The following is a 12,644-nucleotide window of genomic DNA, read 5'->3' as shown; positions in this document are numbered from 1 at the left end:
CACCGGCCGGCTGCCGGGCAGGGCGAGCTGCCAGGCCACGGAGCCGTACGGGGGTCGCCGGATGTTCGGGTGCCGGACCCGGAAACGGGTCCGGCCGCACCCGAGTTGGTTCAGGCTTCAGGCGGAGGCGCGGAGCGGCGCCAGGGCCCCGCACGCAGGTCATGCCGATCCTTCAGAACGAGTGGGGCCCGAATCGGCCCCAGGCCACGAAGACGGGCGGTCCGCGAGCTGTTCCTCGACCACATCACCCCGGCGGAGCCGCGGACGCTGGCGCAGGTGTCCGAGCGCGTGGTGGAGAAGCTGGACGAGGCCCCTCCTGATCACGGCCAGCCGCTCCGTGGCGGGCCCCGGCGGATGGCGCGCCCTCCCCAGCGGTCAGTCCAGCTCCGCTTCGGCGAGTGTCCGCTGGACTGGTAGCTGCCGCGGATTCTCTCCAGTAGATTCCTGCTGGTGCGGGCACGGGAAGTGGCGTGACAATCCAGCGAGTTGTTCCCTGTTTTCCGTGCGAGACGTCAACGGAAACCCATAGGCGTGACGGAGATGGTGGCAGTGCGGAGACGAGTGATGAATCTGATGGCGGCCGTAGTATGCGCCGGTGCCGTCGTGGTGGGTGCCGGTGCTCCGGCCAATGCCGTGGAGCCCGAGCCGGAAGTCATTCCGATCGATCTCCTTCTGGCCGGATCCTATGCGGATCCGGTCCGGGATGCGATGGCCATCTGGAACAAAGCCGTCCCCGGAATCACGTTCGTCGAGCAGGACACCCCGGCGGCTTTACGGGTCAAGGAATACACGACCGCGAACGGCACCGGTTCCCACTCCTTCGTCAACGGCTTGGGCAGGGGCTGGGTCTACCTCGAAACAGGGGATGCTCAGAAGTACAAGCCGTCCCGCATCGCCGTGCATGAACTGGGGCACATTTTGTCGCTCAGTGACCTTGGACCGGGCAGCGTCTGCTCCAAGGTGATGTCCGGCGCCTGGGCCGGCCCCGAGTGCACCAACGATCAGCCGGACGCGGAAGAAGCTGCCGAGGTCGCGGATTTCTTCGCCGCGCACGATGTCGGTGACCCGGTACCGGGCTGGGGCACTCCCTCGGAGGGCTGAACGCGCGACGCCACCGCGGGACGGCGTTCGCATGCCTCCCAACGGGCGGGAACCGACTCCGGATCCGCCACGACTACTGCACCGGGCGACGTTCCCGCCCCGTGTACCAAGTGGATCCAGGAGTGTTTCGATGCGTTCTCGTGTGTGGTGGGGTACGACGGCTGTCGCGCTGGGCGGCCTCCTCGCGGCGGGCTGCGGCGACGGAGGCGGCAGCGGGGACGGCGGCGGGGACGGCGACAAGGCGAGTGCCGGCGCCGAGAAGTCCGCCACCGGCGACTACCCGGTCACCCTCACCGACTGCGCGGGCGCCAGGACCACGTTCTCGAAGGCCCCCGAGAGGATCGTCACCAGTAACGCCTCCAGCCTGGAGCTGCTGCTCCGCCTCGGCGCCGGTGACAAGGTGCTCGGCACCGGCTTCCCGCCCGGCGAAGGCACACTGCCCGGTGAACTCGACGCGCGGGCGCGGAAGGTGAAGGTGCTCGCCCAATCCGTGATCCCGAAGGAGAAGCTCCTCGGCTCCGGCGCGGATGTGTACATCGACACCTTCGCCTCGATGAACATGGGCGGCGGCATGGGCGACGCTCCGACGGAGGAGGAGTTCAAGGCGGCCGGGATCAAGCACATCTACCTCAAGTCCACCGCCTGTGCGGCGCGGAACAGGCGCGCGCTGACCGAGCTGTCCGCGGTGGAGGCCGACATCACCTCCCTGGGCGCGGTCACCGGCACGAGCGCGAAGGCGAAGGAACTCGTCGACGGCATGAAGGAGAAGGTGGGCGCCGTCCAGAAAGCGGTCGGCAGGACGGCGGAGGATGAGCGGCCGACGTACTTCTTCTTCGATTTCGACGCCGGTACCAAGCAGCCCACCGCCGTCTGCAAGAGGCAGGTCGCCAACGCGGTGATCACTCTGGCCGGTGCCCGCAATGTCTTCGCCGACTGCGACGGCGACTACAAGCAGGTCGGCTGGGAGGATGTCATTTCCAGGAACCCGGACTGGATCCAGCTGGGCGTCCGTAACCGGGGCAGCCGGACGGCGAACGAGAAGGCGTTCGACGAGGCGCGGAAGTGGCTTGAGTCGAACTCCGCCACCAAGGGCCTGAAGGCCGTCAAGGAAGGCCACTTCCTGCGCGTCGGCTCCGAGCCGACCACCATCGCCGGCGTCGAGAACGCCGACACCGTCCAGAAGATCGCCAAGACCCTCTACCCGGGCAAGGTCGGCTGACCGTGCTCGATGTCACGGTGAGCCGGAAAGGCGCTACCGATGGCGCCACCCAAGCCCCCGCGCGCACGCGGCGGTCCGTGCCCGCCGGGCCGCTGGCGCTGCTCCTCGCGGTCGCGCTGCTGGCGGCCCTCACAGCGGCGGTCGCCTGGGGCTCCACGTCGATCCCGCCGGGTGAGGTGTGGAGCGTGGTCTGGCGCAGACTGACCGGCCATGCCCCCAGGCCCGGCACGAACGACCTGATCGTCTGGCAACTGCGCCTGCCCCGTGCCCTGCTGGCCGCGCTGGTGGGTGCCGGGCTCGGTCTGGTCGGTACGGCGATGCAGGCCCTCGTCCGCAACCCACTGGCCGACCCGTACTTCCTGGGCGTCTCCAACGGCGCCTCCCTCGGCGCCGTCGCCGCCATCGTCCTCGGCCTCGGCACCGGGGGCGCTCTGGGTCTCGGCCTGTCCGGCGCCGCGTTCGCGGGAGCCCTGGCCACCTTCGCCCTCGTCTGGGCGGTGGCCCGGCGCGGCGGGGGATTCGCGCCGCTCAGACTGGTGCTCGCCGGGGTGGCCATCGGGCAGTTCCTGTCCGGCTTCACCAGCTACCTCGTCCTCCAGGCCGGGGACGAGCAGCAGACGCACAGTGTGCTGTTCTGGCTCATGGGCAGCCTGAGCGGCGCGAGCTGGCCCCTGCTGGCCGGCCCCGCGGTGGCGGTTCCGGCGGTCCTGCTGCTGCTCCAGGCTCGGGCCCGAGGGCTCAACGCGCTGCTGATGGGCGATGAGACGGCCGCCGGGCTCGGCATCGACGTCGTACGGCTGCGCCGTGAGCTGTTCGCGGTCACCAGCCTGCTCACCGGCGTCCTCGTCGCGGTCTCCGGGGCCATCGCCTTCGTCGCGCTCATGGTCCCCCACGTCTGCCGTCTGGTCGTCGGCGGTGACCACCGCCGCCTGCTGCCCGTGTCGGCGCTCTTCGGCGCGCTGCTGCTGGTGGTGGTCGACCTCGTGTGCCGCACGGCCATGGACACGCAGGAACTCCCGGTCGGGGTCGTCACCTCGCTGATCGGCGCCCCGGCGCTGCTGTATCTGCTGGACCGGCGGTTGGGGAGCGGGAGTTGAGTACCGGACGGAGGGCAGGAGACGCGGTCCTGCCCGAGGAAGCGGGAGCCGAGGACGGACCGGGGGAGCGTCGGTTGAGGATCGATATCGAGGGCCTGAATGTCGCGTATGCCGGACGCACGGTCGTGGCCGGTGCCCACCTCATCGCGGCCGCGGGCGAGATCACCGGCCTGGTCGGACCCAACGGCAGCGGCAAGTCCACGCTCCTGCGGACCGTGTACCGGCACCTGAAGCCCGCCGCCGGGCGCGTTCTGCTCCAGGGCACCGACATCCGCGAGCTGAGCCCCGCCCGGTCGGCCCGGCACATCGCGGCCCTTCCGCAGGAGCGCGGTGAGGACTTCGAGCTGACCGTGCGTGAGGTCGTCGCCATGGGGCGCATTCCCTACAAGCGGGCGTTCGCCGGGGAAGACGCCGCCGACCGGGACATGGTCGCCCGTGCCCTCGCCGATGTCGGCATGGCGGACCACTCCGCCCGCCGCTTCAACGAGCTGTCCGGCGGCGAACGCCAACGCGTGCTGCTGGCCCGCGCGTTCGCTCAATCGACGGATGTCCTGGTCCTGGACGAGCCGACGAACCACCTCGACCTCCGCCACCAGGTCGAACTGCTCGCCCTGCTGCGCGGCCACCGTCGTACCACCCTGGTGTCGCTGCATGACCTCAATGCCGCCGCTTCCGTGTGCGACCGGCTCCATGTCCTGCACGACGGCCGCGTGGTCGCCTCCGGCGCACCCCGCGACGTGCTGCGACCGGCCCTGCTGGCCGAGGTGTTCGGCGTGCGCGCGGCCGTGATCGAGCACCCGCTGACCGGGGACCCGCTGATCGCCCTCGACCATCGGGAAAACGCGGTGGCTCGCCAGAGGGCGGGCGCATGACGGACGACTCTTCCGGTGCGGCGCGGCGCGGGGACGTGTCGGAGCGGCCCGGCGAGGGCTGAGTGAGCCCGTTCGAGCGCGGGCTCGGGAAGCGGCCGGTGCCCCGTAGGGCGGATCGAGACGGTAGAAAGGGCGTATGCCGCGCCGTTCTCCAGCCCCCGAGTCCGAAGCCGAGGCGATGGTCTCCGCCTTGCTGACCGCGTCCCGTCTGCTGGTCGCCGTCTCAGCCCGGTCGCTGGCCGCGGTGGAGGAGTCCCTGACGCTGCCGCAGTTCCGGATGCTGGTGGTGCTCGACGGCCGGGGGCCGCTGAGTCTGTCCGGGCTGGCGGGGGAGTTGGGGGTGCAGCCGTCGACCGCGATGCGCATGATCGACCGTCTGGTCGCGGCGGGGATGGTCGCGCGCGGCGTCTCGGCGGAGGACCGGCGCACCAGCGTGATTTCGCTCACCAAGGGCGGGCGGCGGATCGTGGGTGAGGCCACCGACCGGCGTCGGCAGGAGATCGCACGCATCGTCGAGGCCATGCCGCCGGGTCGGCGTCGCTATCTGATCGACGCGTTGCAGGCGTTCACGGAAGCGGGCGGCGAACCCGCGGTGCCGAACGGCTCCCAGGCACACGCCAACTGGTGATGTCAGACGGCGGCTCCGCCGTCGTCAACTACTTCGGTCATGCAAATGTTGCACTGTCTCAAGATACTCAACATGCACCAGCTCGGTGAAGCACATCGCCGAAGCGCATTCACACCCGCCGCACTCACCGGGCCGCCCATGTCCTGTGCGGTGCGCGGCCACGGCGCTGTGGGAGCGGGACTGTAGCGGATCGGAGGAGCCCCTGCCATCGGTTCCGCACCCTTGATCAAGGAGCAAAATTTGCAGTGTCTAAAGGCCTAGCGTGCTGCGTGCCTACGACGCAGGCGTCCGTCTTCCCCTGGCGGACGCACTCCCGATCCAGGAGGCACCATGACCGCTCACGCCCGGTCAGTACCCGGCCGCTCACGCAACCTCACCATCGCGGGCGTCCTGCTCGTCGCTCTGGCCGTCATCGCCGGAGCCATCGTCTGGGCCACCCGAGGCGATGCGAACGCCACGGAGAACTCCTCGGCGAGCTTCCCCAGCGCCAAGCCGGCCGCCCCCGGTGACGTCGTCACCACAGCCGGCCCGGTGAGCAAGCTGGACATGGAGTTCCTGGTGAAGGTGCGGCAGGCCAACCTGTGGGAGGCCCCGGCCGGTCGGCTCGCCCAGACCCATGCCACCAGTGAGGCCGTCAAACGTGCCGGGATGCATGTCATGGACGGACACTCCAAGCTGGATGAGTTCGTCCGCAACACCGCCGAGGCGCTGAATGTCTCCATCCCGGACGAGGCCAGCACCGAGCAACAGGGCTTCGTCCGCACCCTGGAGGACGCCCAGGGGGCCGACTTCGACAAGAAGTTCGCCAACATCCTCCGCGGCACTCACGGCAAGATCTTCGTCACCATCGCCCAGGTCCGCGCCAGCACCAAGAACTCTGTGATGCGCCGGTTCGCCTCCGAGGTCAATCTCACCGTCCTGGACCACCAGAACGTACTCGACGACTCCGGCCTGATCGACGAGGCCACCTACGACGACATCGCGTCCACCTTCTGACACCCGTACCCAAGGCGGGGCGGATGGCCGCCTCCTCGTGGCGTACCGCCGGGCGCCGTGCCCGCGGGTATCCGGGGCCCTCTCATCGGTCCGCTCCCTGCGATCCGTGAATACCGGCGGGCGGGTGACCGGCGAGAAGTTCACCAGGCCCTGGCGGGTGACGGCCGGCACCACACGGTCCTGTGACCGCAGGACGTAGGCGGGGCGCGGTTCCCACACCAGGGCGGGTTGCCGGGTGGCTTCGCCGTAGCGGGTGCCGCCGCGAGGTCGCGTTGCCGGTCCTCGGGTTCGGCCGTGGCCGGTGCGATCACCCGCCAGGCGCCCGGTGCGACCGCCTCGGCGGCGGTACGCCCCTCCAGACGCGGATGTCCGGCGACGTGCAGCGCGGCGAAGGTACCCGGCGAACCCGGTTGGTGCTACAGCGGAGTTGCCGCGGGAGGCGCCAGCCCTTCAGGGCGGCCATGGCTTGCTCGCCGAGGCAACGGATCCTGGCGTGGGTGCTGTTGTGCCGACGTTGCCACAGCTTGAGACGTCGGCCACGGAAGTGCACCCGGATGGTGCCGGCGCCGACCCGGCTGAGAGTTGCCGCGGAGCTGCGCACCGACCGGTGACCGGTCGGTGCGGATCCGGTCTACCGGTTCGCGGCTTCGCGAGAAGCGATCCGGCTCGTGCGGCCGACCACGCGGCCCACCGCGTTGCGCACCGCGAGGCCCTGCCGGGTGCGGGGCACCATGAGCCTGGAGAGCAGACCGACGCGTCGCTGCCGCGGGCCTACTTCACGGCGGAGCCGCGACTCGTAGGCGGCGAAGGCGCGGGCGTGATCACCGGGATGGGCGGCGAGCTCTTCTGCGAGGGCGTACGCGCCCGCCATCGCCATGCTGGACCCGTCGCCCAGCAGGGCTGTCGCCGCCGCCGCGTCCCCGAGCAGTACGACCCGTCCGCTGGACCACGAGGGCATCCGGACAGTGGTCAGGGGGTCGAAGAACGGAGCCGGGTGGTCGAGGAACGCCGCCACGAGTTCCGGTGCCCGCCACCGCACGTCGGCGTAGGCGTCGGCCACGGTCTGCTTGTGAAGGGCGATGTTCTTGCGGTCGTGGGGCCCCAGCTGCGCGGCCCGGAAGGTGAAGATCGCGAGCGGAGTGGTCCGCGAGGGGTGGAGGACCAGCATCCGGTTCGGCGCGGTCAGCATCGTCATCTCGTTCGGGTCCTCGATGGCGTCGGGTTCCAACGGGACGGTCGCGCCGTACAGGCCCAGGTCGCTCGCGAACTGCCGCTCGGGTCCGAATACCAGGCGCCGTACGGTGGAGTGTATTCCGTCGGCGCCGACTACCAAGTCGAAGCGCCGTGGCGCGGACCGCCGGAAGGTGACGTCGACCCCACCTCCGTCCTGGTCGAGAGCGGTGACCGTGTCGTCGAACAAGAACTCGGCCTCGGTCTGCGCCGACCGGTGGAGCACCTCGGACAGGTCGGCTCGGGTCACCTCGACCGTCGGCGCCTCGTCCGAGGTGAGCGGGAGTTGCAGGATTCGCCTGCCGCCGGGGTCGAGCAGGGTCAGCGACCGATTGCGGGTGGCGAGCCCGCGGAGCTGCGGGAGGATGCCCATGCGCTCGGCGACCGGGATCGCGGGCCCCTTCACGACGATCGCGCTACCACCGGAGCGCAGCTGCCGGGCGTGTTCGACGACCGTCGGCCGGTATCCATTCCGGGAGAGCCAGTACGCGAGTGCGGGCCCCGCGATTCCGGCACCGACTATCAGCGCCTCGGGCTTCTTCATGACGATGACCTCTCGGGGGTGTCGATGAACCACGTCCCCGGCGAGGGCCGGGCCGGGTCTCAGGGAGCGGCGGCACGGGGCAGCGCACCCGGATCAAGGTACGATTAATTTCGTACCTCAGTGGAGCATGCCCTTGAGGTACGATGCAAGTCGTACCTGAAGGGGGTGTCGCGTGGCCGGGAGGAACCTGGTCGGCCCGGAGGCCGATGCGCTCGATCTGGGTGCGGTGTTCCGCGCCCTCGCCGACGAGCACCGTCGTTCGGTGATGACGGAGTTGGCCGCCGACCACAGCGACAGCGAGCGGGGCTGCAACTCGTTCGATCTTCCGATCTCGAAGCAGACCCAGACCCACCACTTCCGGGTCCTGCGCGAGGCAGGTCTCATTGACGAGATCGACTACGGCAACCGCAAGGGCATCCGACTACGACGCGCGGACATCGAGAAGAGATTTCCCGGGCTGCTCGCGCTCCTGGGAGCAGAGTCCCCGGGCAGTACCGCTCCTCGCTGAGCACAGCACGACGCGGGCACGAATGGGATCGGGGGTTGTCGAACAGCGGAGCTTACGGCTTGCCGTCCGGTGCCGTGCTGGTGACAGCACGCAGGTAGGCGCTGACGCGGCGGGTGTGGGCGATGGCCGCCAGGCGGGCGTCGACCTCGGCCTGATCGGGGTAGTGGTGGCTGCCCAGGCCGCGCCGGAGACACCCGAGGTCCTCGCGGGCCTTGGCCGGCTTCCGCTCCCGGGCGGCCCTCTGCCCGGCGGCGTTCGCGCTGGAGTGGACCAGGATACGGCTGCCGCGCTGGTGGGGGCTTTTGCACGCGTCACGCTCGGCGACGTACTCCACCGCGGTTGCGGTGGGAAGATCCTGGGCCGTGTGCACGGCCGGATCACCACAGGCGGCCGCGGCCGGGACGGCGAAGCGCACGCCGGCGGCGTTCATGGCGGCGACGCTGTCGTAGGACAGCAGTTCGGAGGCGATCGCGTCCAGGGCCCGGCCGATCCGGTCGTCGTTGAGGAAGTCCGGTGTGATGGCCGCGGTGTTGAGCCAGGTCGGTCCGCTCGCCGCCGGAGATCTGCCCGTGGCCGACTCCACCGAGGTCGCCCGATTCCTGCGGGACAGGGCCACGCCCTGACCACACAAGGGCCGTCGAAGAACCCCGCACGCCGTTTTTCCTTCCGCTGGGCAGAAAGCCGACTTCCGGGTGTCTCTGGCGCGCTTTAGGGTGCGGTCGCGCTGCGCTTCCGCAGCGCGTACCCGCGCCGCATCCTGGAGGTATATCGATGCGTCCAACCCGTCGTCCGACCAGAGCGACTCCCCCGTTACGGTCCCGGTCCCGCGTCGTGGCCGTGCTGATCGTGCTGGCGACCACCCTCACCTCGGCGCTGTTGACCGTCTCCGTCACACCGACCGCGGCCGCCGAGCGGCAGTCCCGGAGCGAGCCCGCGGTCGGCTCGCCCACCGAGAACGCTTCCGTCCTCGCGGCGATCCCGGATCCGACGACCGCCTCACTCGAGGCCACGAACGGGCCGCTGGCCACCGCCACTTACGCCGTTCCCAACCCGAGCGGGTACGGGTCCGGCACGATCACCTACCCGACGGCCGGTGGCTCGTACCCGAGCGTCGTGCTGATGCCGGGTTATCAAGGCACCCAGCAGAACCTGCGGTGGCTCGCGCCCCGCCTCGCATCCTGGGGCTTCGTCGTCATCAACGTCGGCACCTTTACGCCGGGCGACGATCCCGCGTCGCGCGGTCGCCAGATCAGCGCCGCCGGCACCCAACTGCTCTCGTTCGGCTCCGCCGTCGGCAACCCGATCTACGGGAAGGTCAATGGCACGCTCGGTGCGGCCGGTCACTCGATGGGCGGCGGCGGTGTGATGGTGGCTCTCCGGGACGACTCCCGCTTCAAGGCGGGCGTGCCCCTGGCCCCGTACAACCCCAACCAGAACTTCTCCGGAGTCACCGACCCCACCTTCTTCATGACCTGTCAGAGCGACCCCGTCGCCCACGGCGACACCTACGCTCTGCCCTGGTACAACTCGATGTCCCGGGCCGAGAAGCTCTTCGTCGAGGTTCCCGGCGACCATCTGTGCCCGATGACCGGCTACGGCGACAAGGCCAAACAGGGCAAGTGGATCGTGTCGTTCTTCAGCCGCTGGCTGAACGGCGACACCCGCTTCGGCCCGTTCCTGTGCGGTGCCGCGCGGGAGGCGGACAAGAACAACCCCTCGCTGGTCACGCGCTGGCAGGACACCTGTCCGTTCTGAGCGGATCCGCCTAGGGGCTCCCACGGCCCGCCGTGGGAGCCCTTCTCGCGAGCCCGCTCTTGCCCACTCCGCACGCGGCGCCCTCTGGAGGCGTCGGCTCACGCGCCGTTCTGCCGACCGAACAACGCGCGGGAGATGGTCCGGCCGGTGGCCATGACCACGGGCGCGAGTGCGCTCTGTCCGGCATCAGAGGTCCCCGGGACGACGGACACGGCGGCGACGACCTCGCCTGTCGCGTCCCGCACGGGGGCCGCGGCCCACACCGTGCCCCCGGGGCCGGGCCACCGGCCGTTCACCGCGAAGCCTGTCTTCTCCACCTCGGCCAGCACGCGACGCAGGCCGGTCGCCGGGGCATGGTGGACCAGATAGCGTTCTTGGACAGTGGCCCCCGCGTACGCGAGGAGCACCAGGCCGTCACCGGTGGCGTGCGCCGGGCGCCGTCCACCGACCGGTTCGCCTGCTCCGCCGGTGCCCGGGACACCGATCCGCTCGACGAGCACCGTCTCCATGCCGTCCAGCACCGCCAGCCGGACCTGCTGCCGCCCGGTTTTCCGGTACAGGGCCAGGAGGAAGGGCATCGCCACGTCTCTGAGCTCAAGGCAACGTGGGGCCATGGCCGCGACCGCCCACAAGTGCAGGCCGATCTCGTAGCGGCCGTTCCGGTGCCGTTCGAGTGCACCCCAGGACAACAGCTCGCCGACAAGCCGGTGCGTAGTGGCCAACGGCATCCCGGTCCGCCGGCTGATGTCCGAGAGAGTCAGCCGACGGGGTTCTCCCGCGAACGCGTCCAGCACGCTGAGAACCCGGCCGGTCACCGAGCGGGGGGCCGGTTCCTTCTCAGCGGACGCGCCGCTGGGCGGGGGTGGAGGCGGCGCTGAACGCATCTGGGGTTCCTTTCGGCGGATTGCATCGGGTGCCGCACAAAGGGAATGTGTTGACATGGTTCCAACAAAGCTTCAGATGCGCGTGACGGCGGGGCCACCCCCCGCCCTTGGATATGAAGCTGTCGTTTGCGCATAAGACCGTTGATCAGGCCTTGGAGGCTCCGGAAGTGGGCTGCACGAGCACGCGGCCGGATTGATGCGGATGACGCATCGACAGATCCCGGTTTCGATGCTGGACACCGTTCGAACACAGCTTGGAGACTCACGGGGGACACGGCGATGCCCGCCACCTGCCTCGCCCTCTGAACGGCGCAGCCCAGCCACGCATCGGCGCTCACCCCGCCGTACCGCTCATCCTCGGTTCCCCGCACCAGGCGACCGGCTCCACGTCCGGCCCTCTCGGGCCGCCCGACACGACGGAGGACCCATGAGAAAGATGACCAGACGTACGGCGTTCGCCATGGCGGGGGGTACCGTCACCGGCTCGTTGCTGAGCAACACGGCCACTGCGGTGGCCGATGCTCCGGCGCCGGGACGGCCGGCGGCCTCCGGAGCCAATCCCGTTCTGCGGACCGCCCTCATCACACAGGTGACGCCCAGGAACAACTGGCGGGTGACCGCCGTCGCCATCCGCTACGCGGATCCCATCGATTTACGTGGCGGTGTCATCCCACCCTCCGCGTTCCAGGTCACCGCCGACCTCGGTGGACAGAGCGCGGCCCGAACGGTCACCCGGGCCTACCCGAACACCGTGGCCGGGACGGACGACCTCCCCAACGCCGGACGGCCGGGCAGATACCTCGTCATCGAGCTCGACCCGGACGACGCCAACGCACAGGCCTCCGGCACCGACCCTCTTCCGCTTCATCGCGCCTACACCGTCAGGCAGGTGGCCGATGTGCGGACCCCCGGCGGTGACCTGGTGCTCGCGGCTGGTCCCTTGGCGATCCAGAACGACGACGTCATCACCCCGGTGGTCGACGACTTCACCGCGGGATCGTTCACCGACTCCACGGGATTCGAGCTGGCCTTCCGGCTGTACCAGCCGGAAGGGTTCGTGCGGAGTCCGGGGGCGGCCGCGCGGTATCCGCTCGTCGTCACCCTGCACGGCGGTGGCGAGGTCGCAGACAACAACATGACCCAGCTCACCGCCAATCGCGTCGCCGTCACCTTCGCCAAGCCGGAACGTCAGCGTCGGCACCCGGCGTTCGTGCTCGCCCCTCAGATCCCACTGCCCCGCCCCATGGACGGACCCGACGGTACGGACTGGACCGACCCCAAGGTCCGCGCGGCGCTGGTCGAACTCATCGACGCCTTCACAACGCGGCGCCCCGTCGACGCGGATCGGCTGTATCTCGTCGGCCTGTCATCGGGTGCGCGAGGCATCTTCAACCTGCTCCCGAGGCGTCCCCACACCTTCGCCGCGGCCCTGGCCACCGCCGGCTGGGGCGACCCGTCCACCATGGACGGGATCACGCACATCCCGATGTGGACCGACCACTCCATCGACGACCCGGTGGTCCCCTACCGCGAGGGACGGTTCGGAAAGCCCGGCACCTGGACGCTGATGAACGCGCTGGAGAGCGCCGGTGCACCGGTCACCCGCGGGGAGTGGGCCAACGACCTGCCGAAAGCGGAGTTCGAAGCCCGCTCCAGGGCCCTGCTGAACCGGGCCCGCCGGGCCGGCAGCCATGTGCTGTTCACGAGCTACACGCCCGGTACGACGCCGGTGAGCCCGCACTTCGCGTGGGCCCAGACATACGAGAACGACGTCGTCGTCGACTGGCTCTTCGATCAGTCCCGTTAGCCA

Annotated in this window: 12 protein-coding genes and 1 pseudogene; 9 read left to right on the top strand and 4 right to left on the bottom strand. The window is 70.0% G+C overall.

The annotated features are described in order from the left end of the window. Positions 1–564: 564 nt before the first annotated feature. The 6 genes from ACMTAK_RS04400 (at position 565) to ACMTAK_RS04375 (ending at position 5,913) form a co-directional block, all read left to right on the top strand. Positions 565–1,101 carry a snapalysin family zinc-dependent metalloprotease gene (locus tag ACMTAK_RS04400; protein WP_413804903.1) on the top strand — a complete coding sequence of 179 codons (537 nt, stop codon included), beginning with the start codon at positions 565–567 and terminating at the stop codon, positions 1,099–1,101. 130 nt (positions 1,102–1,231) lie between these two features. After that, complete coding sequence (locus tag ACMTAK_RS04395; protein WP_413804902.1) at positions 1,232–2,320, top strand: ABC transporter substrate-binding protein; 1,089 nt, start codon at positions 1,232–1,234, stop codon at positions 2,318–2,320. 17 nt (positions 2,321–2,337) lie between these two features. Next, positions 2,338–3,417, top strand: a complete 1,080-nt coding sequence (locus ACMTAK_RS04390; RefSeq protein WP_413812796.1) for a FecCD family ABC transporter permease — start codon at positions 2,338–2,340, stop codon at positions 3,415–3,417. A 74-nt stretch (positions 3,418–3,491) separates the two neighbouring features. Next, positions 3,492–4,289 carry an ABC transporter ATP-binding protein gene (locus ACMTAK_RS04385; protein WP_413812795.1) on the top strand — a complete coding sequence of 266 codons (798 nt, stop codon included), beginning with the start codon at positions 3,492–3,494 and terminating at the stop codon, positions 4,287–4,289. Positions 4,290–4,425: 136 nt separating this feature from the next. Further along, positions 4,426–4,917: a MarR family winged helix-turn-helix transcriptional regulator gene (locus ACMTAK_RS04380; RefSeq protein WP_413804901.1), complete on the top strand. Its 492-nt coding sequence runs from the start codon at positions 4,426–4,428 to the stop codon at positions 4,915–4,917. Between the two features lie 330 nt (positions 4,918–5,247). Beyond that, complete coding sequence (locus tag ACMTAK_RS04375; RefSeq protein ID WP_413804900.1) at positions 5,248–5,913, top strand: DUF4142 domain-containing protein; 666 nt, start codon at positions 5,248–5,250, stop codon at positions 5,911–5,913. Between the two features lie 307 nt (positions 5,914–6,220). Here ACMTAK_RS04375 and ACMTAK_RS04370 read toward each other — a convergent pair. Both ACMTAK_RS04370 and ACMTAK_RS04365 read right to left on the bottom strand, forming a co-directional pair. Then, a pseudogene (locus tag ACMTAK_RS04370) lies at positions 6,221–6,475 on the bottom strand (hypothetical protein); the annotation flags it as partial. Positions 6,476–6,544: 69 nt separating this feature from the next. Continuing rightward, positions 6,545–7,687, bottom strand: coding sequence for an FAD-dependent monooxygenase (locus tag ACMTAK_RS04365; RefSeq protein ID WP_413804899.1), 1,143 nt, complete (start codon positions 7,685–7,687; stop codon positions 6,545–6,547). Between the two features lie 172 nt (positions 7,688–7,859). Here ACMTAK_RS04365 and ACMTAK_RS04360 point away from each other — a divergent pair, with 172 nt between their 5' ends. Continuing rightward, positions 7,860–8,195 carry an ArsR/SmtB family transcription factor gene (locus tag ACMTAK_RS04360; protein ID WP_413804898.1) on the top strand — a complete coding sequence of 112 codons (336 nt, stop codon included), beginning with the start codon at positions 7,860–7,862 and terminating at the stop codon, positions 8,193–8,195. 52 nt (positions 8,196–8,247) lie between these two features. Here the strand turns inward: ACMTAK_RS04360 and ACMTAK_RS04355 are convergent, their stop codons facing one another. Continuing rightward, positions 8,248–8,811, bottom strand: a complete 564-nt coding sequence (locus ACMTAK_RS04355; protein WP_413804897.1) for a hypothetical protein — start codon at positions 8,809–8,811, stop codon at positions 8,248–8,250. A gap of 215 nt (positions 8,812–9,026) precedes the next feature. Between ACMTAK_RS04355 and ACMTAK_RS04350 the strand changes: the two genes are divergently transcribed. Next, positions 9,027–9,950, top strand: a complete 924-nt coding sequence (locus ACMTAK_RS04350; protein ID WP_413804896.1) for a poly(ethylene terephthalate) hydrolase family protein — start codon at positions 9,027–9,029, stop codon at positions 9,948–9,950. Between the two features lie 98 nt (positions 9,951–10,048). On the opposite strand, the gene ACMTAK_RS04345 is transcribed toward ACMTAK_RS04350, so the two are convergent. Then, the gene (locus ACMTAK_RS04345) at positions 10,049–10,834 is read right to left on the bottom strand and encodes an IclR family transcriptional regulator (protein WP_413804895.1); all 786 of its coding nucleotides are present in this window, start codon (positions 10,832–10,834) and stop codon (positions 10,049–10,051) included. A 427-nt stretch (positions 10,835–11,261) separates the two neighbouring features. Here ACMTAK_RS04345 and ACMTAK_RS04340 point away from each other — a divergent pair, with 427 nt between their 5' ends. Then, positions 11,262–12,641, top strand: coding sequence for a PHB depolymerase family esterase (locus ACMTAK_RS04340; protein WP_413804894.1), 1,380 nt, complete (start codon positions 11,262–11,264; stop codon positions 12,639–12,641). Positions 12,642–12,644 lie beyond the last annotated feature (3 nt).

Source organism: Streptomyces lacaronensis (genome assembly GCF_047337785.1).
GTDB lineage: Bacteria > Actinomycetota > Actinomycetes > Streptomycetales > Streptomycetaceae > Streptomyces > Streptomyces lycopersici.
Note: the sequence above shows the minus strand (reverse complement) of the source record. Positions and strands in the feature narration are given on the sequence as shown.

Coding starts and splice junctions, on each gene's coding strand:
- ACMTAK_RS04400 (WP_413804903.1), top strand. CDS start 565: ATGAATCTGATGGCGGCCGTAGTATGCGCCGGTGCCGTCGTGGTGGGT.
- ACMTAK_RS04395 (WP_413804902.1), top strand. CDS start 1,232: ATGCGTTCTCGTGTGTGGTGGGGTACGACGGCTGTCGCGCTGGGCGGC.
- ACMTAK_RS04380 (WP_413804901.1), top strand. CDS start 4,426: ATGCCGCGCCGTTCTCCAGCCCCCGAGTCCGAAGCCGAGGCGATGGTC.
- ACMTAK_RS04375 (WP_413804900.1), top strand. CDS start 5,248: ATGACCGCTCACGCCCGGTCAGTACCCGGCCGCTCACGCAACCTCACC.
- ACMTAK_RS04365 (WP_413804899.1), bottom strand. CDS start 7,687: ATGAAGAAGCCCGAGGCGCTGATAGTCGGTGCCGGAATCGCGGGGCCC.
- ACMTAK_RS04345 (WP_413804895.1), bottom strand. CDS start 10,834: ATGCGTTCAGCGCCGCCTCCACCCCCGCCCAGCGGCGCGTCCGCTGAG.
- ACMTAK_RS04340 (WP_413804894.1), top strand. CDS start 11,262: ATGAGAAAGATGACCAGACGTACGGCGTTCGCCATGGCGGGGGGTACC.